At 32.8% G+C, this 22,952-nt stretch carries 18 protein-coding genes; 13 read left to right on the top strand and 5 right to left on the bottom strand.

What is annotated here, in order from left to right; translation table 11 throughout:
* Positions 1-11 precede the first annotated feature (11 nt).
* The 5 genes from thrA (at position 12) to RH98_RS02020 (ending at position 9,487) form a co-directional block, all read left to right on the top strand.
* Positions 12-2,414 carry a bifunctional aspartate kinase/homoserine dehydrogenase I gene (thrA, locus tag RH98_RS02040; protein WP_010249959.1) on the top strand — a complete coding sequence of 801 codons (2,403 nt, stop codon included), beginning with the start codon at positions 12-14 and terminating at the stop codon, positions 2,412-2,414.
* Between the two features lie 57 nt (positions 2,415-2,471).
* The gene (locus RH98_RS02035) at positions 2,472-3,665 is read left to right on the top strand and encodes a trans-sulfuration enzyme family protein (RefSeq protein WP_010249958.1); all 1,194 of its coding nucleotides are present in this window, start codon (positions 2,472-2,474) and stop codon (positions 3,663-3,665) included.
* 46 nt (positions 3,666-3,711) lie between these two features.
* A complete protein-coding gene (metH, locus tag RH98_RS02030; protein WP_010249957.1) occupies positions 3,712-7,452 on the top strand; it encodes a methionine synthase in 3,741 nt (1,246 codons plus the stop codon).
* Entirely contained in the window at positions 7,449-8,408 is a 960-nt protein-coding gene (metF, locus tag RH98_RS02025; RefSeq protein WP_010249955.1) for a methylenetetrahydrofolate reductase [NAD(P)H], read from the top strand. Before metH ends, metF begins: the two co-directional genes overlap by 4 nt.
* Positions 8,409-8,635: 227 nt before the next feature.
* On the top strand, positions 8,636-9,487 hold the full coding sequence (locus RH98_RS02020; protein ID WP_010249953.1) for a DUF4349 domain-containing protein: 852 nt from the start codon (positions 8,636-8,638) through the stop codon (positions 9,485-9,487).
* Positions 9,488-10,293: 806 nt separating this feature from the next.
* On the opposite strand, the gene RH98_RS15990 is transcribed toward RH98_RS02020, so the two are convergent.
* The 4 genes from RH98_RS15990 to RH98_RS02005 form a co-directional block, all read right to left on the bottom strand.
* Complete coding sequence (locus RH98_RS15990; protein ID WP_237717495.1) at positions 10,294-10,923, bottom strand: TlpA family protein disulfide reductase; 630 nt, start codon at positions 10,921-10,923, stop codon at positions 10,294-10,296.
* 3 nt (positions 10,924-10,926) lie between these two features.
* Positions 10,927-11,418 (bottom strand): hypothetical protein, encoded by a 492-nt coding sequence (locus tag RH98_RS15985; RefSeq protein ID WP_237717494.1) that lies wholly within the window; start codon positions 11,416-11,418, stop codon positions 10,927-10,929.
* Positions 11,419-11,589: 171 nt separating this feature from the next.
* Positions 11,590-12,696, bottom strand: a complete 1,107-nt coding sequence (locus RH98_RS02010) for a TlpA family protein disulfide reductase (protein WP_010249952.1) — start codon at positions 12,694-12,696, stop codon at positions 11,590-11,592.
* Between the two features lie 28 nt (positions 12,697-12,724).
* On the bottom strand, positions 12,725-13,825 hold the full coding sequence (locus RH98_RS02005; protein WP_010249950.1) for a TlpA family protein disulfide reductase: 1,101 nt from the start codon (positions 13,823-13,825) through the stop codon (positions 12,725-12,727).
* A 300-nt stretch (positions 13,826-14,125) separates the two neighbouring features.
* On the opposite strand from RH98_RS02005, the gene RH98_RS02000 reads away from it, so the two are divergent.
* From RH98_RS02000 to RH98_RS01965, 8 genes are all read left to right on the top strand, one after another.
* Positions 14,126-15,304: an acyl-CoA dehydrogenase family protein gene (locus RH98_RS02000; RefSeq protein WP_010249948.1), complete on the top strand. Its 1,179-nt coding sequence runs from the start codon at positions 14,126-14,128 to the stop codon at positions 15,302-15,304.
* A gap of 83 nt (positions 15,305-15,387) precedes the next feature.
* Positions 15,388-16,158, top strand: a complete 771-nt coding sequence (locus tag RH98_RS01995) for a DUF3050 domain-containing protein (protein ID WP_010249946.1) — start codon at positions 15,388-15,390, stop codon at positions 16,156-16,158.
* Positions 16,159-16,230: 72 nt separating this feature from the next.
* Entirely contained in the window at positions 16,231-16,941 is a 711-nt protein-coding gene (locus RH98_RS01990) for a 3-ketoacyl-ACP reductase (RefSeq protein WP_010249944.1), read from the top strand.
* Positions 16,942-17,108: 167 nt separating this feature from the next.
* Positions 17,109-17,831 carry a monofunctional biosynthetic peptidoglycan transglycosylase gene (gene mtgA, locus RH98_RS01985; protein WP_010249941.1) on the top strand — a complete coding sequence of 241 codons (723 nt, stop codon included), beginning with the start codon at positions 17,109-17,111 and terminating at the stop codon, positions 17,829-17,831.
* 100 nt (positions 17,832-17,931) lie between these two features.
* A complete protein-coding gene (locus tag RH98_RS01980; RefSeq protein ID WP_010249939.1) occupies positions 17,932-18,504 on the top strand; it encodes a hypothetical protein in 573 nt (190 codons plus the stop codon).
* Between the two features lie 188 nt (positions 18,505-18,692).
* Positions 18,693-19,166, top strand: a complete 474-nt coding sequence (locus RH98_RS01975) for a Dps family protein (RefSeq protein WP_010249937.1) — start codon at positions 18,693-18,695, stop codon at positions 19,164-19,166.
* Between the two features lie 86 nt (positions 19,167-19,252).
* Positions 19,253-19,858: a DUF1684 domain-containing protein gene (locus RH98_RS01970; RefSeq protein WP_010249935.1), complete on the top strand. Its 606-nt coding sequence runs from the start codon at positions 19,253-19,255 to the stop codon at positions 19,856-19,858.
* A gap of 71 nt (positions 19,859-19,929) precedes the next feature.
* Positions 19,930-20,685 carry an SDR family oxidoreductase gene (locus tag RH98_RS01965; protein WP_026038683.1) on the top strand — a complete coding sequence of 252 codons (756 nt, stop codon included), beginning with the start codon at positions 19,930-19,932 and terminating at the stop codon, positions 20,683-20,685.
* Positions 20,686-20,748: 63 nt separating this feature from the next.
* On the opposite strand, the gene RH98_RS01960 is transcribed toward RH98_RS01965, so the two are convergent.
* Positions 20,749-22,866: a prolyl oligopeptidase family serine peptidase gene (locus tag RH98_RS01960; RefSeq protein WP_036495398.1), complete on the bottom strand. Its 2,118-nt coding sequence runs from the start codon at positions 22,864-22,866 to the stop codon at positions 20,749-20,751.
* Positions 22,867-22,952 lie beyond the last annotated feature (86 nt).

Genomic DNA, 22,952 nt, shown 5'->3' with positions numbered 1-22,952 from the left:
ATCAGCACAACATGAAAGTAGTAAAGTTTGGAGGGAAATCCCTTGCATCAGGTCAAGCTTTTGATAATGTAATAAATATTATAAAGAACAAAGCAAAAGAAGATAAAATAGCAGTAGTAGTATCGGCAATAGGTGACACTACTGATACACTAGAAAATATATTAGAATTAGCAAAAACACAACAAGATTATATCACACTTTTTGAAGAGTTCAAAAATAGAGCATATCATCAAAATGCAGATATAAAAAGTGAACTTGATATATTGAGTAAATTATATGAAGGAGTTTCCTTAATAGAAGACTATAATTTAAAAATAAAAGATCAAGTATTAGCACAAGGAGAAGTAATATGTAGTAAAATATTAGCTTCAAAATTATTAGACCAAGGTATAAAAGCTATTGCAGTCGACAGCCGTAACTTTTTTATAACAGATAATAATTTCGGAAGTGCACAAGCTAATGAAAATATATCACGTCAAAAGACACAAGCGTATTTTAATTCTTTAGACAAAGATGCAATCGCAATAGTTACTGGTTTTATTGGGGCTACTGAAAAAGGAGAAACAGTAACACTAGGTCGCAATGGTAGTAACTATTCTGCAGCTTTACTTGCCAACTTTATCAATGCTGATGAATTACAAAATTATACTCACGTAGATGGAATTTACACTGCGAATCCTGACTGGGTTAAAAATGCACAAAAAATAGAAGAGCTTCATTTCGACGATGCAAATGAACTTGCCAACTTTGGCGCTTCTATTTTACACGCTAAAACTATTCTACCATTAGTAGAAAACAATATACCATTGCGTATATTAAATACACTAAACCCTAATAGCAGAGGAACTTTAATCTCTGGAAAACCAACTACGCAAGGTATCAAATCACTTTCAGTAGAATCAAATGTTGCATTAATACAATTTGAAGGTAGAGGATTATTAGGTATTGTAGGTATTGATGCTCGTGTATTTACTGCATTAGCTAATGAAAATATAAGTGTTGGAGTTATTTCGCAGGGTTCTTCTGAAAGAGGTTTAGGTTTCATTGTAGAGAGTAAAGATGCTGAATTAGCAGCAGAAGCATTGAGAAAAGAGTTTCAAAATGACTTTTACACAAAAGATGTTAACAATATTTCTATCCTAAAAGACATCGCTGTAATTTCTATTATTGGACAAGACTTAAGCACCTTTGACAAACCTTATGCTGCATTAGTTAAAAATAAAATAGTTCCTATTCTATTCAATAATACTGTAACAGGTAAAAACGTCAGCTTAGTTGTTAAAAAAGAGGAAGCTAAAAAAGCATTGAATGTAATACATGGACAAATATTTGGAATTGCTAAGAAAATCAACATTGCTGTTTTTGGCCACGGATTAGTAGGTGGAACTTTAATTGATCAAGTATTACAATCGACCACTTCTATTGAAGAGAAGAAAAATATTAGACTTAATATTTTTGCAATAGGTAACTCTAAGAAAGTACTGCTAAGCGAAAATGGTATCTCAAACAATTGGAGAGAAAATATCAAAACAGAAAGTGTTCCTTATACCATTCAAGATGTAATAGATTTTGCAAATCAAAATCACTTAGAAAATTTAATTGCTATAGACAATACTGCTTCAGGAGAGTTTATTAAAAATTACATACCTCTAGTGCAAAATGGTTTTGATTTAATTTCATCAAATAAAATTGGAAATACAATATCATACAGTTTCTACAAAGAATTGCGTGAAACTTTAAAAGCGAACCATAAAGAATATTTATACGAAACGAATGTTGGTGCTGGTTTACCACTTATAGATACCATCAAGCTTTTACACTTATCAGGAGAGAACATCACTAAAATAAAAGGAGTATTCTCTGGTAGTTTAAGCTACATTTTCAACACCTATTCTGTACAAGACCGTCCATTTAGTGCAGTTTTAAATGAAGCAATACAAAAAGGTTTCACGGAGCCTGACCCTCGCGAAGACTTATCGGGTAATGACGTAGGTAGAAAACTTTTAATACTTGCTAGGGAATTAGACTTACAAAATGAATTTGAAGAAATCATTATTCAAAACCTAATCCCAGAGGAACTACAAAAAATAGACACACCTACTTTCTTAAAGAGCTTAGAAAAACTAGATCCTTACTTTGATAAGATTAAACAAAATCTAAAACCAGATACTGTTCTTAGATATGTGGGAGAATTATCAGGTGATCTACAAAAGGATAAAGGTGTTTTAGAAACAAAACTAATTGAAGTATCTACAAACTCTGCCCTAGGTCAATTGAAAGGCTCTGATAGTATTTTCGAAATATATACTGAAAGTTATGGCGAAAACCCAATAATTATACAAGGTGCTGGAGCTGGAGCATCCGTTACTGCGAGAGGAGTATTTGGAGATATTTTAAGACTGGCCGATAAATAAAATAGTAAACTCTAAGAGTTTACATTCACTCAATATTACCAAAAACAAATTAAAAAGATGAGTACAACTAATGCAAACGAAGGCTTTTGTTTTGAGACGCAAGCCATAAGAACACAAACAGAAAAAACACAATACAATGAACATTCAACACCATTGTATTTAACTTCAAGCTTTGTATTTGACGATGCGGAAAACATGAGAGCTGTTTTTGCAGAAGAAGTTGAGCAATATTCGTATTCAAGATTTACTAATCCTAATCAAACTGAACTCGTTGATAAGATATGTTTGTTTGAGAAAGCAGAGGCTGGTTATGCCTTTGCTACAGGAATGGCAGCTGTATATTGTAGTTTATTCCCATTGTTAAAAACAGGAGATCATATTGTTTCATGTTCTAATATCTTTGGTTCGACTAGATCACTTTTTAGTAATATGTTTCCTGAATGGGGAGTAACTACAACTTACTTTGACCTAAATAATGTCTATGATATAGAGAAAGTTATTCAGCCAAATACAAAGATCTTGTTTGCTGAAAGTCCAACAAATCCAGGTGTTGATGTTTTAGATCTAGCCTTTCTAGGAGAGATTGCAAGAAAACACAACTTACTATTTATTGTTGACAATACCTTCGCTACGCCCTATTTACAAAACCCAATTGCATTAGGTGCTCATCTTGTTATTCACTCTACGACTAAACTTATTGATGGTCAAGGTAGAGTTTGTGGAGGTGTTACAGTTGGAAATAAAGACCTCATCCAAAAAATATATGTATTTGCACGAACAATAGGAGCTTCTATCTCTCCATTTAACGCTTGGGTATTATCAAAAAGTCTAGAAACACTAGCTGTGCGTGTTGACAGACATTGTGAGAACGCACTAGCAATTGCAGAGTTTCTAGAAAAACACCCTAGTGTAGAGTTCGCTAAATACCCTTTCCTGCCAAGTCATCCTCAATATGCAATTGCCAAACAGCAAATGAAACAAGGAGGAAATATAATTGCCTTTGGTATTAAAGGAGGCTTAGAAGCAGGTAGAAAATTTATAGATGCTGTACAACTTTGCAGTCGTTCTGCAAATTTAGGAGATAGTAGAACAATTGTTACTCATCCAGCATCTACCACTCATAGTAAAGTCCCTCCTGCTGAAAAGCTAGCTACAGGAGTAACCGATAACCTGATTAGACTATCTGTAGGGTTAGAAAATGTAAAAGATATCATTAACGACTTAGACCAAGCTTTATCTGCTGCAAACTAAAGAGCTTTTTTTAAGAAATAAATGAAAACGATTAACAACAAAGATTATGTCAACAACGAAAATAAAAACTGATATTAAAAGCCTTTTAAAAGAAAAAACACTTGTACTTGACGGAGCGATGGGTACATTGTTACAGGCTTATCATTTTTCAGAAGAAGACTTTAGAGGTGCGCGCTTTGCTGATTTTGCACATCCTCTAAAAGGAAACAATGATTTGTTGTCATTAACACAGCCTGATGCTGTAAAAGAAGTTCATCGAAAATATCTTTTAGCAGGAGCGGACATTTTATCAACAAACACTTTTTCTGGTACTACTATCGCAATGGCAGATTACCATTTAGAAGATATTGTTTACGAATTAAATTACCAATCTGCAAAAATAGCGAGAGAAGTTGCTGACGAAATTGAAACGCTCATACCAGACCAACCTAGATTTGTTGCTGGAGCAATAGGCCCTACAAACAAAACAGCTAGTTTATCTCCAGACGTAAATAATCCTGGATATAGAGCAATTACATTTGACGACTTGAGAATTGCTTATAAACAACAAGCAGAAGCACTATTAGACGGAGGATGTGATCTCTTATTGGTAGAAACAATTTTTGATACCTTAAATGCAAAAGCTGCGTTGTTTGCAATTGATGAGATTCAAATAGAGCGAAATATTGAAATACCAATTATGATATCAGGGACAATTACTGATGCCTCTGGACGTACCTTATCAGGACAAACAGTTGAAGCTTTTCTTATCTCAATATCACACATTCCGCTATTGAGTATAGGATTTAACTGTGCCTTAGGAGCAGAACAATTAGAACCATATATCAAACAGCTTAGTCAACATGCAGCAGTTAATATCTCTGCCCATCCTAATGCTGGATTACCAAACCATTTTGGAGAGTATGATCAAACTCCTACTGAAATGAAAGCGCTAATAGATAGCTTTTTACAACAGAACTTAGTACAAATTATTGGAGGATGTTGTGGTACAACACCAGAACATATAAAATTAATTGCTCAGTCTGTTAAGGAGCATCAAGAAGCTAGAAAAAAAATACCTAGAGCAAACTCTTCTGTTAAACCTTTTCTGGCATTATCAGGTCTAGAACCTTTGTATGTAACTGCTGAATCGAATTTTATAAATATTGGCGAGCGTACTAATGTAACAGGTTCACGCCGATTCTTACGTTTAATAAAAGAAGAGAAATTTGATGAAGCACTAGCAGTTGCAAGAGATCAAGTAGAAAATGGCGCTCAGATTATAGATATTAATATGGATGAAGGTTTATTAGATGGCGTGCATTGCATGACTAATTTCTTAAATCTCATCGCGTCAGAACCCGATATATCTAGGGTGCCTATAATGGTGGATAGTTCGAAATGGGAAATAATAGAAGCAGGATTAAAAGTAATACAAGGAAAAGGAATCGTTAACTCTATTAGCTTAAAAGAAGGAGAAGAAAACTTTATAGCACATGCACAGTTAATTAAACGCTATGGTGCGGCAACTGTAGTTATGGCATTTGATGAAAAAGGACAAGCAGATTCTTATGAAAGAAGAATAGAGATATGTAAGCGATCTTATGACATTTTAGTAAATGAAGTAGGATTTCCACCACAAGATATCATCTTTGACCCAAATATTTTTCCAGTAGCTACAGGAATGGAAGAGCACAATAATAATGCTCTTGATTTCTTTCACGCTACAAAATGGATAAGAGAAAACCTACCTTATGCTAACATAAGTGGAGGTGTAAGTAATGTATCTTTCTCGTTTAGAGGAAACAATAAAGTGCGAGAAGCAATGCATGCCGCTTTCCTGTATCATGCTATACAACATGGTATGAATATGGGAATTGTCAATCCAGAAATGTTAGAAATCTATGATGAGGTGAATAAAGAATTGATGGAGTACGTAGAAGACGTTTTATTAAACAGACGATCTGATGCCACAGAACGCTTATTAGATTATGCTGAAAGTATCAAAACAGATACCCATACAGACTCAATAACAGCAAAAATCGAAGAATGGCGTTCTGGCTCTATTCAAGAAAGACTAACACATTCATTAGTAAAAGGAATTGAAACTTACATACATGATGATGTTGAAGAAGCTAGATTAAGTGTAGATCAACCTATTCAAGTAATTGAAATATACTTAATGAACGGCATGAATGTCGTGGGAGACCTATTTGGTGCAGGAAAAATGTTCTTACCTCAAGTAGTGAAATCAGCAAGAGTGATGAAAAAAGCAGTTGCTTATCTCCTACCTTTTATTGAAGAGAGCAAGAAGAAAAATGCCATAGCATCGACTTCGAATGCTGGCAAAATACTTATGGCGACAGTTAGAGGAGATGTCCATGATATTGGCAAAAATATTGTAGCCGTTGTACTTGCTTGTAACAACTATGAAATTATTGATTTAGGCGTTATGGTTCCCCCTGAAAAAATAATTGAAACAGCTATAAAAGAACAAGTAGATATCATAGGACTGAGTGGCTTAATTACTCCTTCTCTTGATGAGATGGTTCATCTAGCTAAAGAATTAGACAAGATTGATTGTAAAATACCAATAATGATTGGTGGAGCAACTACATCACGTGTTCACACTGCTGTAAAAATAGCACCTGAATATCACAATTGCGTTGTACATGTACACGATGCTTCTCGTTCAGTAACAGTTGCAAATCAACTATTACAAAAAGAAGTTAGAGAAGAATTTAAAGAAAATATCAAACAAGAATATGAAAAACTAAGAGGTGACTATTTAGGCAGAGCGAGAGAGAAAAACTATATCACCTTACAACAAGCGAGAGAAAACAAATTCAAAATAGACTGGAAACAAGAAGACATCACCCGTCCCAATTTTATAGGGACAAAGACAGTAACTATTGAGCTTGATGAGCTATTGCCTTTTATCGACTGGGCACCATTTTTTCGTTCATGGCAGTTATTTGGAAAATTTCCAGAAATACTAACAGACGAAATAGTAGGACAAACAGCTACTCAGGTATATGATGATGCTCTTAAAATGCTTGATAAGATCATTAATGAGCGTTGGTTTGAAGCTAGAGGAATTATAGGAATATTCCCTGCAAATCAAGTTAATGATGACGACATTGAGATATATGGAGAGAAGGGTGAAGTACTAGATTCACTACTTACTTTACGTCAACAATCATTAAAAAACGTCAAAGCACCCAATATTGCCCTAGCCGATTTTATTGCACCTAAGAAATCAGGGCTTGAAGATTATATAGGTTTGTTCTGTGTGACAACAGGTTTTGGCGTAAATGAAATAGCAAAAGAATATGAAAAAAATCTTGACGACTATAATGCTATAATGGTAAAAGCGCTAGCCGACAGATTAGTAGAAGCCTTTGCAGAATATTTACACCATCAGGTACGAAAAGAAATATGGGGCTATGCTAATGATGAGGTATTGAGTAACGAAGAGTTAATCAAAGAAAAATATCAAGGAATACGACCAGCTCCAGGATATCCAGCCTGTCCTGATCATTTAGAAAAAGGAACTATTTGGAAGTTATTGGACGTAGAAAAACAAATCGGTGTCAAGCTCACTGAAAGTTATGCCATGTTTCCAGCTGCTGCAATTTCAGGTTACTATTTTGCTCATCCCCAGAGCAGATATTTTGGACTTGGGAAAATAGAACAAGATCAATTAGAAGATTACGCTAGAAGAAGAAAAATAAGTAAAGAAGAAGCAGAAAGATGGTTAGCACCAAACTTAGCTCAGAATAATAAATTAACAGCAAACGAACTATGAAAGTAACAGAACACATCCAAAAAGCAAAAGGAAAAATCCAATTCTCATTCGAGATATTGCCTCCTTTAAAAGGTCAAAATATCCAAGGTATTTTTGATTCTATAGCGCCTTTAATGGAATTTAAACCACCTTTCATAGACGTAACCTATCACAGAGAAGAATATGAATATCGAGAAGCTGGTAATGGACTATGGGAAAAAAGAGTCGTAAGAAAACGCCCTGGAACCGTAGGTATCTGTTCTGCTATACAAAGCAAATTCAAGGTAGATGCTATTCCTCATATCTTATGTGGTGGTTTTTCTAAAGAAGACACTGAAAACTTCTTAATTGATCTTGACTTTTTGGGTATAGACAATGTAGTAGCCTTAAGAGGAGATGCTGTTAAAAATGAAACTTATTTTAAACCAGAAGAAAAAGGTAATAAATACGCTTGTGATTTAGTACAGCAAATTCAAAATCTAAATGATGGTATCTACTTAGATCCCGAACTTGAAAACACAAGTAAAACAGACTTTTGTATTGGTGTCGCTGGATATCCAGAAAAACATATGGAAGCGCCTAACTTTGATACAGATTTAAAATATCTAAAGCAGAAAATAGACAAAGGAGCAGATTATATTATCACTCAAATGTTCTTTGATAATCAGAAGTTTTTTGATTTTGTCAAGTCATGCAGAGAAATCGGTATAGATGTTCCTATTATCCCAGGTCTGAAACCATTAGCTACACTAAGTCAATTAAATCTATTACCTCAACGTTTTAAAGTAGATTTACCTGATACATTAGTAGCTGAAGTACAGAAAGCCAAAGACAATACTGCTGTTAAGGAGATTGGTATAGAATGGTGTGCTCAACAAACAAAAGAATTAATAGCAGCTGGTATCCCAATCGTTCACTACTACTCTATGGGTAAATCAGAAAACATCAAACAAATTATTAAAAGAGCCTCTATCTAATTAATTCTCTTTTAAAGAGAAATGACTCAAGAATGTATTCTTAATTCCTAATTTATAATTATTTGTTTAGCTCCTTTTATTTAATGAATAAAGGGAGCTTTTCTATTAAGCAATACAACTTCCTATCTTCTAAAAACTTATCCCTATAATTAGGGATTTATCACAATATTCTATCTTTCATTGCATTATATAATAAATCAATGTTTACATTTATAAATAAAAACGCTATGAAAAAGACGCTTAAACTCTTAACTCTTCTGCTATTCGTAGCTGTATCTTCTTGTTCTAATCCTTCGCAAGTTCATGAAACTTCCAGCATTAACTTACTAGATAATAATGCAAGTGAAACTTCTGAAAACTCAAGTAATACGAATAGTCCAAGTTCTAAAGGAACACAAAATAATCAAGAGGAATCAGAGGCCATTGAACGTTTAATTGTCAAAGAAGGAAACTTGCGTTTTGAAACTGCCGATGCTAAAAAAACACGAGAGATAATTAATAATGAAGTTAAGCAATTTAACGGTTATATAGCTCAAGATAATTCCTCTAACTACAATTCGCGTACAGAATATACAGTAACCATACGCATTCCTGCAAAAGACTTTGAATCCCTACTTAATGGTATAAGTGAGACAGCTTCAAAAATAGATAGCAAAAACATCAGTACCATCGATGTAACAGAAGAATATATTGATGTTCAAGCAAGAATTAAAACTAAAAAAGAAATAGAAGAACGCTATAAAGAACTACTTAAAAAAGGTAATTCGATAGAAGACATCTTAAATATAGAAAGTAAATTAGGCGAGTTAAGAGCAGATATAGAATCTTTTGAAGGTAGATTAAAATACTTACAAAGCAGAATCTCTATGAGCACACTGACAGTCACTTTCTACGAAAAAGGAGAGTCTAGCAGTAGCTTTAGTAATGAACTGTCCTCTGCTCTAAGTGATGGATGGGATAATATGCTCACATTTATTATCGGTATCTTTCACATCTGGCCATTTATCTTATTATCAATTGCGATAATAGTTATCATACGAAGAATACGAAAACGTAAAAAACAAAATAAAATAAGTTAGTAGTAAACGAAAAATCCTTCTGTATAGAAGGATTTTTTCATTTATCTAAAATAGAACTATTTGATGATATTACTAATTGCTAAATACAGTGATAATAAATAGAGTTTGTCATCATATAATAGCTTAAAGAGCAACTCTACCATCACATTTATAATACAAAAAGAACTTCTTAAAAAAGAAATGTCTTACCCTTTACTGTAAGACATCTCTACACCTAATTATATCACTTAATTTATGCAAGTTCAAGAAAATCAAATATAAACTTTACATATATTATTACTCCATAATTCAAAAACTGCACCAAACTATCAAATTCCCTATTTTATATTTTAAAGAAACTCAGAAGAATAACTGTCACTCCCCATATAGAGCAATACTTGTACATAAAAGTAAGTAATGATAGTGCTATGTTAGGGCAATGATAGGGCAATGATGCCGCTATTTTAATAGGTTTTACCGGCATCATTGCGGTATCATAGCGGCATCATCTACAAAAAGAGAGTAAAAAGACAGCAATTAATCCTTTCTAGAAAACAATATTTACTGCTTTCTAGAAGGACATATCTGTAAAAATTAAGTGATAAGAATAAATGGTGTAATGACTGAAAATTGCATATACAGCAAAATATAAATACTAGAGATCACTATATAAATATACCTCATCTCTATAAATGACTATTGCTTTTTATAAAGATGAGGTAGAAATAAAATGTTTTGTATTATGCGATAATGATTATCTAATAAAGAACTAGTATTTACTACTATATAAAAGTAGAATTAGATAAAGTAAGGCTATCTTTAATTAACTACTTAGAAATCAATTCTTCAATTTTTTCTTGAAAGTCATCGTCTTGAATACCCTTCAACTTTTCAATTAAATATCCTTCAGGATTAAATAAGAAGTAGCTAGGTGTCCCTGTCATTCTATACATCGTAATAATCTTAAAAAGTTCATTATCACTATGTGATAGCAATATTCCTTTATTTCCTTTTAATTCTGAATAATACTTATGTTTATCTTTTTTATCATTCCCTGTATAGAAAGTAACATAAGTCACCTGATCTTTCAGAGAGTCTGCAATCACAGCAGTCTTTGGTGCTGCCTCTTGACAAAAACCACAATTAAGAGTAGAGAAATCTAACATTACATATTTACCATCAAAATATTCACTAAACTTAACCTCATTTCTATTACTATCCTCTGCCTTAAAATTATAATACTTATCTCCTAATTCTAGTGGAGGATAATCAATATAAACTTTTAGAAGTTGTACTTCATCAGTTATATAATAATTGGGATCTATTAAATCATATAATTCCTTTGCATATTCAGGCGTAAAATTTAAAACATTGTACATCATTAGTTTTCGCCCATAACTCGTATTTATATTCTTTTTAATAAAAGCATGGTCTTTTTCTGAGATTAAAAGGGTCAACTTTTAAATTTTACCAAAAGGCTGTTGCTCACTTAGATATACTTCAGCTACACTATCTCTATCTTTGCCTTCTGCTAAAAGTTTATAGAACTCATCTACGTAGATTGCCCTTTCTTTAATTAGATGATTAATCTCTGATTTATTCTCATATCTCAAACTATCATGAGGTGAATTCATAGCTCTAAGTTTATCAGAAAAGTTATCTATTGCTCCATTTATCTCAACTGATTCATTATCCAAAAAGAAAAAAGCATATTTTGGATTATTTCCAGTATAAGCAATCAACTGTACAAAATTAGGAGCTTCTTGTAATGCCATTGATACGTCAATCTTTCCATCCTTTAAATAAAATTCTTGTTGCTGCTTACCACTTGATAATACCATTTTAATACTATCGCTAATTCCTTCAATATTACCAGTAATATGAAGTTTCTCTTGTGCTTGTACTACGACTGGTAGCAATAGGACAAGCATTATAGCTACAATACACTTCATAATCTAATCATTTTAAATATTAATATTACATTCTTAAGATAATCCACTATCGATTTAACTTAAGAAATAGCTAGTCTAATATGGTAAACTGCATAAGCAGATTTAAAAACTTACCTCTTTTTTCTTTATAGTAACACTTCCCTTTATTAAAATTAGACTATCTTCAATTAACTACCTAGAAATCAATTCTTCAATTCTTTCTTGAAAGTCACTACCTTGCATAGCTATAAACCTTTTTATTAATTTTCCTTCTGGGTTAAATAATAAATAATTAGGAGTTATATCTTGTCTATACATCGCGATGATCTTTAGAAAATCATTACCGCTTTGTGATAACAATATTCCTTTATTCCCTTTTAATTCTGAATAATACTTAACTATATCTTTTTTATCACTTTCTGTATAAAAAGTAACATAAGTCAACTGATTTTTCAGAGAGTCTGCAATCACAGCAGTCTTTGGTGCTGCCTCTTGACAAAAACCACAATTAAAAGTAGAAAAATCTAACATTACATACTTACCATCAAAGTATTCACTAAACTTAACTGTATTTCCGTTAACATCCTTAGCCTTAAAATCATAATACTTATCTCCTAATTCTAATGGTGTACTCTCCGCTAGTGCTTTTAAATATTGTACTTCTTTTTTATCAATAAACTCTGGCTTTACAGCATCTAATAAAACTTTAAACTGTTCTATACTATAATTACCAGTCGTAAATCGCAATAAAGACCTTCCATAGTCAGAATTTATATTATTCAATATAAATCCAAATTCTTTCTGCGCCATCTGATCCTCAATACCATTGTATTTTTCAATAGCTTGTTGTTTAATACTATCTGTTAGTACTCCTTCTTCATCTAGTCTCTTCATATCTAAATAAATCTGGTTCATCTCATCTTTAAATTTCTTTGTCAATAAAAAATATTCATACCTAAGAGCATCATTACTAGAGCCGATAGCTTTTAAATTTCCTCCAAAATCATTTATAGATCCTTGTAAAGTAACTTCCTCATTTCCTAAGAAAAAACTAGTACGCTTAATTCCATCATTTTTGAAAACATATAAATAAACAAATGATGGAGCTTCTTGTAACGTCATTGATACGTCAATCTTTCCATCCTTTAAGTAAAACTCTTGCGCAGCCCCCTCACCCGATAAACGTAGTTTTGTTTCATTATCAATTCCTTCAATATTACCTGTAATATGAAGTTTCTCTTGCGCTTGCACTACCACTGAAAGCAACTGTAAAACTCCTAAAAACAATAGTTTTCTCATATCAAAAAATACTAAATAGTTATAAGCTTTAATTATTCATTGCATCTAATATTGATTTTTTAAGATCAATATTAGTACCTAAAAACTTACCTAAAAACACACCTTCTGGATTAAATAATAAATAAGTAGGTGTTCCTGTATTTCTATACATTGCTATAACTTTAGAATAATCACCCTCCTTATTCCAGATAATATTTCCTTTGCCTCCTTTGAGCTTGTAATACTCTTCTGCATCTATTCTATTATTTCCCGTATGATAAGTAATATAAACCAATTTATCTTTCAAATCCTCTGCTAACTCTGCAGTCTTTGGAGCTGCCATATAACAAAAACCACAATTCACATTAGAGAAATCTAACATTACATACTTACCATCAAAGTATTCACTAAACTTAACCTCATTTCCGTTAATATCCTCTGCTTTAAAATCATAATACTTATCTCCTAATTCTAATGGTGTACTCTCCGCTAGTGCTTTTAAAAATTGTACTTCTTTCTTATCAATAAACTCTGGCTCTACAGCATCTAATAAAATTTTAAACTGCTCAACACTATAATTACCAGTCGTAAATTGCAATAAAAACCTTCCATAGTCAGAATTTATATTTTTTAAAATAAAACCAAATTCTTTTTGTGCCCTACGGTGCATTATATCCTTCCATTTATTACTAGTTTGCTGTTTAATACTATCTGTTAGTAACTCTTTTTCAGCTAAGCTCTTCATATCTATATTGAGTTGTTTTATCTCATCTTCAAATTCCTTTGTCAATAAGTAATTCTCATACCTTAAGCCATCATAGATAGAACCGATTGCTTTTAAATTTCCTCCAAAATCATCTATAGATCCTTCTAAAGTAACTTCCTCATTTCCTAAGAAAAAACTAGTATATTTACTCTCCCCTTCCTCTAAAACAATTAAATAAACTGATGACGGGGTTTCTTGTAACGTCATTGATACATCAATCTTTCCATCCTTTAAGTAAAACTCTTGCTCAGCTCCCTCAACCGATAAACGTAGTTTTGTTTCATTATCAATTCCTTCAATATTACCTGTAATATGAAGATTCTCTTGCGCTTGGACTACCACTGAAAGCAATAATAGCAGAGATATAGTTATTTTATTAATCATGATTCAGTAAATTAGACTTTAATTATTAATAATTTGGACGATATACTATCTATATAACTTAATAAAGAGTATAACTATTGTTCTAAAGTATATTATTAAAATCCTAAAGTAACTCATTTAAGCCTAATGATAACATTGCTTCACTAAAGAAAAGGAGCTATTCACAAATAAATCATACTTTATTACTTCTAATTATTTTATAGAATAATCATCTTTTACAGATCTCCTTTTTAACGTATCAATTGGTCAATTCGAAATAATGTCTATTTTTGTTTACCAACTAAAAACTATTCAAACATTATGAAACCAGATTTATTTAAAGCACCTGATTATTATTTATTAGATGATTTATTAACAGAAGAACATAAATTAATACGAGATACAGCACGAGCTTGGGTTAAAAAAGAAGTTTCTCCTATTATCGAAGACTTTGCTCAACGTGCAGAATTCCCAAAACAATTAATACCAGGCTTAGCTGAAATTGGAGGTTTCGGTCCATATATACCGACTGAATACGGAGGAGCAGGATTAGATCAGATATCTTATGGTCTTATCATGCAAGAAATAGAAAGAGGAGACTCCGGTATTCGCTCTACCTCATCTGTACAATCATCTTTAGTTATGTATCCTATTTGGAAATATGGTAATGAGGAACAACGTAAAAAATATCTACCTAAATTAGCAACAGGTGAATACATCGGCTGTTTTGGACTTACAGAACCAGACTATGGTTCTAATCCTGGAGGTATGGTTACCAATTTTAAAGACATGGGTGACCATTACTTATTAAATGGTGCAAAGATGTGGATATCAAATGCTCCATTTGCTCAGATAGCTGTAGTATGGGCTAAAAATGAAGAAGGTCGTATTCATGGGTTAATTGTAGAAAGAGGAATGGAAGGATTCACTACTCCTGAGACGCATAACAAATGGTCTTTAAGAGCTTCTGCTACTGGGGAGCTTATTTTTGACAATGTCAAAGTTCCAAAAGAAAACTTATTACCAAATAAATCAGGATTAGGCGCTCCTTTAGGATGTCTAGATTCAGCTCGTTACGGAATCGCATGGGGAGCAATAGGTGCAGCAATGGACTGCTATGATACTGCATTGAGATATTCACAAGAGCGCATTCAATTTGACAAACCTATCGGAGCAACGCAATTGCAACAAAAAAAATTAGCAGAGATGATTACTGAAATTACCAAAGCTCAATTACTAACATGGCGCCTAGGAGTATTGCGCAATGAAGGAAGAGCTACTACTGCTCAAATCTCAATGGCTAAAAGAAATAATGTGGCTATGGCACTAGATATTGCTAGAGATGCTAGACAAATGCTGGGTGGAATGGGAATAACTGGCGAGTATTCGATTATGCGCCACATGATGAATTTAGAATCAGTAGTAACTTATGAAGGTACACATGACATTCATCTATTAATTACGGGAATGGACGTAACAGGATTTCCTGCATTCAAATAAAATATATCTCAATAGATAAACTTTATATAAAGAGCTTCTCAATACAGAGAAGCTTTTTTATTTTTGTAAAAAGAAAAAACGATATGACTATTCAAGAAGTAAATAAACTAATTACCCCTGAAAGAGAAGCATTACTTCAACATCCTCTTTATACTAAAATAAAAACAATAAAAGACTTAAGCGCTTTTATGGAAGGACATGTATATGCAGTTTGGGATTTTATGTCTTTATTAAAAGCATTACAACAAAAACTTACTTGTACTACTGTGCCTTGGTTCGCATCAGAACACCCACAAACAAGATACTTAATAAACGAGATTGTATTAGCTGAAGAATCTGATATAGCAATGGATGGCAGCCGTCAAAGTCATTTTGAAATGTATCAAGATGCAATGGCTACAGCGAATGCGGATACTACACCAATCAATGATTTAATCCAAAGTTTAAAATCAGGAACTCCTATTCAGCAAGCTATTAAAAATAGTGATATTGATCAAAAGCTAAAAGACTTCTTATATTTTACATTTGATATCATTGAAAAAGGAAAATCTCATGAAATAGCTGCGGCATTCACTTTCGGTAGAGAAGATTTGATACCAGATATGTTTACAGAGATATTAAAAGGTCTTCAACAAAACTTTCCAGAGACAGATTTATCAAAACTAATCTACTACTTTGAACGCCATATTGAACTTGATGGTGATGAACACGGTCCTATGGCAATGCAAATGATTGCAGAACTATGTGGTGATGATCAACAAAAATGGGATGAAGTAGTCGCTGTATCAAAAGAAGCATTAAAAAAGAGATATGGGATGTGGGATGCAATCGAAAATAGAATTGCTAACTCATAAACTTAACAAAGAGTAAACACCCTAGTGATATATTATCACTACTTTTATATATTAACTAATAAATACGAGGACATGAAAGGAAAAAATGCAATCATTACAGGAGGAGGTAGAGGACTTGGAAAAGCTACTGCTATTGCTTTTGCAAAAGAAGGAATCAATGTAGCTATCACAGGTAGAAATGAACAAAAACTACAAGAAACTGTAAAAGAACTAAAAAGCTTAGGTGTAAAAGCTACTTATGCTGTTTTTGATGTTACCGATAAAGAAAAAGTAAAATCAGAAATTAAAAAAGTGATTGATACATTAGGAGGTATTGATATATTAGTTAATAACGCAGGAATATCAGAATTTGGTAAATTCACAGATATGCCAGCTGATAGATGGGAAGAGATTCTCTTAACTAACGTAATGGGAGTTTATAATGTTACAAGAGAAGTATTGCCTTATTTAATTGAGCAAAATGAGGGTGATATATTTAATGTAGCTTCAACAGCAGGGTTAAATGGTAATGCAACTACTTCTGCTTATTCAGCATCTAAATTTGCAGTAATTGGGATGTCAGAGTCTTTAATGAAAGAAGTGCGTAAAAACAACATTCGCGTTTGTACGTTAACGCCAAGTACTATTGCATCAGATATGTCAATTGAACTAGGGTTAACTGATGGAAATCCAGATCATATTCTTCAACCTGAAGATTTTGCTGAGTTAATCGTTGCTACTTTAAAATTACCTAGAAGAGCAATGTTGAAATCTGCTTCACTTTGGACAACAAATCCAGCATAAATATATTAAAAAGAGGGACGTACTGTCCCTCTTTTTATTTTGCCCCCTATTCTATTAAATTTCAATACTTTACTATTAGAAACAATTTTAATCAACTTAGATAATAATAATCAAGTACGCATTCGTTTTTTAATTACATTTGCGGCGTTTTTATCATTCTTCATTCTATGATTCGCAAGCTTTTTCGCTTTTCTTTAAAAGTGATATTATGGTTTATCGGACTGAGTTTATTCTTTGTTATTCTATTCAGATTTGTTCCTGTACCTTATACTCCTTTAATGTTTATAAGAGGTTATGAACAAATCAAAAGTGACAAACCCTTTACACTTAAACATCAATGGGTATCATTAGATAAGATTAATGTCAACTTACAGAAAGCCGTTATTATAACAGAAGATGGGCATTTCCTTAAGCACAACGGCTTTGATATGAAAGCGATTGAGAAGGCAATGAAGAATAATGAAAAAGAAAATGCTAGAATTAAGGGAGGAAGTACTATTTCGCAACAGACTGCTAAGAACGTATTTCTCTGGCCAGGACGCAGCTATATAAGAAAAGGATTTGAAGCATATTTCACAGTACTTATCGAAATATTCTGGTCGAAAGAACGCATTCTAGAGGTCTACTTAAATAGTATAGAGATGGGAGATGGCGTCTATGGAGCACAAGCAGCAGCCCAATATTGGTATCGAAAAGACGCAATAAAACTCACTTCTGCAGAAGCAGCTAGTATTGCAGTAATTTTACCTAATCCTCGAAAGTACAAAGCTACTAATTCGGGACCTTATATAAGTAAGAGAAAACAACTGATAACCAAATACATAAATTCATACGGAAAACTCACCTTTACAGAGGATAAAGCTGACATCAAAAAAGGGAAAAACAAATAAAATGCCCATAATTATAATTTATTTCTATTTTTTTTTCGCTGTGTGTACATTTTTTTTTAATTTTGAGTTAAACACTAAGTGAAATTAAATAAAAATAACTATGAAAAAAGCAATGTTATCATTAGCTGTATGTGGATTAATATTCGCTACATCTTGTAAAGACGCAAAGAGCGATGCTGATAAGGCAAAAACAGAAGTAAGTGCAGAGGCTAAAGAGGCAGCTGAAAAATTTGACAAAGCTAAAGAAGAAGCTGGAACAAAATTAGAAGAAGCGAAAAAAGCTGTAGAAGAAGCAGTAAAAAGCGGAGATAAAGAAGCAGAAGCTAAAGCTAAAGAAGTATTGAAAGATGCAGAAAAAACTTGGGAAGATGCTAAACAAAAAGCTGAAGATGCTTATAAAAATCTAAAAGCTGAAACAGAAAAAGCGGCTAAAGATCTAAAAGAAGATGCTAAAGACGTTAAAAATGACGCTGACAAAAAAGCTGAAGAATTAAAAGCTAAAGCTGAAGATGCTAAAAAAGACGCTGAGAAAAAAGTGGACGAATTAGAAACTAAAGCTGAAGACGCTAAAAAAGATGCTGAGAAAAAAGCAGAAGAAGAAAAAGCTAAAGTAGAGAAAGCTGCTAAAGAAGCTAAACAAGGCTTAAAAAATGCAGCTGACGCATTAAAATAATAATTACTAAAGGATAGCAAATTGCTATCCTTTTTTTATTTTCTCGTACGACATAACATTGATTACACCACTGTCGATTTACAAGATTCTATAAAATTATTCAATAGTAATATTACTATAAATTATCACAATATCAGACTTTTGTATCATTTTTTTGTACCTTTATATAAACAAAAAATCACAATGTTATGAAAGCAAATATAGGTCTTACAGACAACGCACGTCAACATATCGCTGAGGTATTATCTCATTTATTAGCAGATGAATTCGTATTATACACTAAAGTTAGAAATGCACATTATAACGTAGAAGGAATTGACTTCCATTCTAAACACGTTTATTTCGAAACTTTATATAATGAGCTAATAATTGATGTTGATGCAATTGCAGAACGTATTAAAACACTAGGACATTACGCTCCTTCTTCTTTAACTGACTATTTACGTTTAACGCATTTAACAGAGAAAAGAAGTACAACTGATAATGATAGTAAATCTTGGGTAAAAGAATTACTTATCGACTATGAAATGATTATTACTTACATTAGAGAGAACATAGACTCTATCGAAGAATATAATGATAAAAGTACTGCTGACTTCTTAATTGGGTTACTAGAACAGCATGAAAAAACAGCTTGGATGTTACGAGCTCACTTAGGTTAATAAATTACAAACTGTCCAATATTTAGGTTTGCCTTTTGATAGGCAAACCTTTTTTTATATTTTTACCTCAAACAATAATAATTAACATGAAAAAACTGTACGCCTTAGCAATTATGCTTTTTGGACTAGTATCTTGTACATCAAATACTAATGAAATAGAAACAGCTAAGACATTCCAAAATAAGTTAAATAAAGAATTTGCTAATACTGAAACTTCGCCATTACCAAAGGATGCTATAAAAACATTCAAAGGTTTAGATTTCTTCCCTGTACAAGAGGATTTCATTATATCTGGGAAATTAGAAAGAACCCCAAATGAAAAACCTTTTGAGATGAATACTACCACTAGTAGAAAACCTATATATGTAAGATATGGTATAGTGACATTTGAGTACAATAACAAAACTTATAAAGTAGATATTTTTCAAGATGTTAATTTGAGAAATAAAAAAGAATACGAAAAGCATTTATTTCTTCCCTTCACAGATTTAACTTCAGGAGATACTACTTATGGGGGAGGACGTTATCTAGATCTAGAGATACCTGATGGAGAAGACATCATTTTAAACTTTAATATGGCTTATAATCCATACTGCGTCTATAACCCAAAGTTTTCATGCCCTATTCCACCAGAACAAAACTTTTTAGAATTCGAAGTTAACGCAGGAGTAAAAGATTACAAATACGAATAGAAAAGATAGCAAGAAACGGATTGTGATGACCTAAGATGCTCTATACTTTTGAAGCTTTAAATCAAATCGATATGAAACTAAAAGGTAAAGTAGCTCTTATTACAGGCGCTACAAGTGGTATTGGTAAAGCAACTGCCCAATTATTAAGTGATGAGGGAGCACAAGTAATCATTACTGGTAGGTATAGCGATACAGTAGAAAATACTGTAAAAGAAATAGGTAGTCAAGTTATAGGCATTGTATCTGATGCAAGCTCAATGTCAGACTTAATGAAGCTGCAAGGAGTATTAAAATCACATACTGATCATTTAGATATTGTCTATGTCAATGCCGGTTTTGGCAAGTATGCTCCTATCGAATTGATAGATGAGTCACATTATAATGAGATGTTTGACACTATCGTTAGAGGAACGCTGTTCACTGTGCAACAAATACTGCCACTAATGTCCACTAATAGCGCTATCATTCTCAATACTTCTATAGTTACAGAGGTAGGCATGCAGAACTCAAGCGTGTATTCTGCTGCAAAAGCAGCAGTGCAGTCTTTTACAAAGACTTTTGCAGCTGAATTAATAAGTAAAGGGATACGCGTAAATGCTGTATCTCCTGGTCCTATACAAACAAATTACTTCGATAGATCTAATTTGTCTAAAGAACAAGTAGAACAATTTACAACATCTTTTGCTCCTCAAGTACCAATACAGCGTTTTGGACTGCCCTCTGAAGTAGCACAAGCAGTATTGTTCTTAGCCTCTGATGATGCCTCATTTATAGTTGGTACTGAACTAAGTGTAGATGGCGGTTTCCCAAAGATAAAGACCAATTAATACAAATAGAAAAGGCGAGTCAATTTCTTGACTCGCCTTTTATTTATCAAAGATAAGAGATTATTATTTTAATTTCTTAACTCCCATATTGTATAATGTGAACGCTTGTAAATCAACGTTTTCTTGTACTTGTTGTGCAATTGATTTACCTGCCCCATGACCTGCATTAGTTTCAATGCGAATAAGCATAGGATTATTCCCTGTATTTTTAGCTTGTAACTCAGCAGCAAATTTAAAGCTGTGTGCTGGAACAACTCTATCATCATGATCTCCTGTTGTAATCATTGTTGCTGGATAAGCAACTTCTCTTACATTGTGTAAAGGAGAATATCCCTTAATGTACTCAAACATCTCTTTACTATCCTCAGAAGTACCATAGTCATAAGCCCATCCTGCACCTGCTGTGAATGTGTGGTATCTAAGCATATCTAATACACCAACTGCTGGTAAAGCTACCTTCATAAGATCAGGACGTTGAGTCATAGTAGCTCCTACTAATAATCCTCCATTTGACCCACCTTTAATAGCTAAGAAATCAGAAGAAGTATATTTATTGTCGATTAAATATTGAGCCGCGGCAATGAAATCATCAAACACATTTTGTTTTTGCATTTTAGTTCCTGCAACATGCCATTCTTTTCCATACTCTCCACCACCTCTAAGATTTGGTACTGCATACACACCACCGTTTTCTAACCAAATAGCATTAGCAATACTAAATGAAGGAGTTAGACTAATATTAAATCCTCCATAAGCATATAACATAGTAGGATTCGTTCCGTCTAATTTAATTCCCTTTTTATGAGTAATAATCATAGGAACTTTAGTTCCATCTTTTGAAGTATAGAATACTTGTTTTGACTCATATTGAGAAGAGTCAAACTTTACTTTAGGTTGCTCATATACTTTAGAAGTACCATCTTTAGGATCAAAAGCATAAATAGTTCCTGGAGTAATGTAATTAGTAAACGAGTAATAAAGAGTTGTATCTTCTTTTTTACCACCAAAACCGCCTACACTTCCTACACCAGGTAATTCAATTTCTCTAATTTCTTTTCCTGAATAGTCATACTGTTTTACCATAGAAACAGCATCCTTTAAATAGCTAGCAAATATATATCCAGCACCTTTAGTAGGTGTTAGTACATTCTCCGTTTCAGCAATAAAGTCTACCCAATTATCTTGTTTTGGATTAGTAGCATCTACTGTTACTACTCTAGAGTTAGGTGCTTTATAATCAGTAACGATAAAAAGCTTACCATCTTTACTGTCTAATACGTAATTACTACTATCAAAGTTATTTACAATAGTAACTATTGGGCTATTCGCTTTAGTTAAATCTTTAATGTATAATTCATTTCCGTAAGTAGAATTAGCAGCAGAAATTACTAGATATTTATTATCTCCTGTTACTGAACCTCCTACATATCTTCTCTTTTGATCTTTTCCAAAGATTAGAGCATCGTCTTTTTGTGAAGTACCTAATTTGTGATAATACAATTTATGTTGATCTGTTTTAGCAGACAGTTCACTTCCTTCAGGTTTATCATAGCTAGAGTAATAGAACCCTTCATCTCCAAACCAAGAAACTCCACTAAACTTAACGTCAACTAGAGTATCTCCTATCACCTCTTTCGTTTTTGTATCAAGTACAATAATTTTTCTCCAATCACTTCCACCTTCTGAAATAGCGTATGCAGCTTTACTTCCGTCTTCAGAGAAATCGATACTACCCAATGATGTAGTACCATCAGCTGAGAATTTATTAGGATCTAAGAATACTTCTTCTTTTCCTTCTGCATCTTTACGATACAAAATAGATTGATTCTGTAACCCATCATTCTTAAAGAAATAAGTGTAATCACCTTCTTTAAATGGAGCGCCTATCTTTTCATAATTCCAAGCTTCTTCCATTTGTTTTTTCAATTGGTCTCTGAAAGGGATTTGAGCTAGATAATCAAAAGTCACTTCATTTTCTGCTTTTACCCATGCAGCCGTTTCTTCAGAGCGGTCATCCTCTAACCAACGGTAAGGATCAGCTACTTCAACATCAAAATAAGTATCTACTACTTCGCCCTTTTTTGTGTCTGGATATGTTAGACTAGTTGCTGATTCATTGCTTCCTTGTTTACAAGAAACAATCACCGTAGCGACTAATAGTGTCATAATCGTTTTTTTCATAAATTATTAGAGTAAAAAATTAGTTAAAAACAAATATATATAAAAGTAAACAGTAATAGAAGCGTTTACTTATAAAGAAAAAAGCA

This window comes from Myroides injenensis M09-0166, from assembly GCF_000246945.1.
GTDB classification, from domain to species: Bacteria; Bacteroidota; Bacteroidia; order Flavobacteriales; family Flavobacteriaceae; genus Flavobacterium; species Flavobacterium injenense.
The sequence above is the reverse complement of the archived record's forward strand: the minus strand, read 5'-3'. Positions and strand labels throughout refer to the sequence as shown.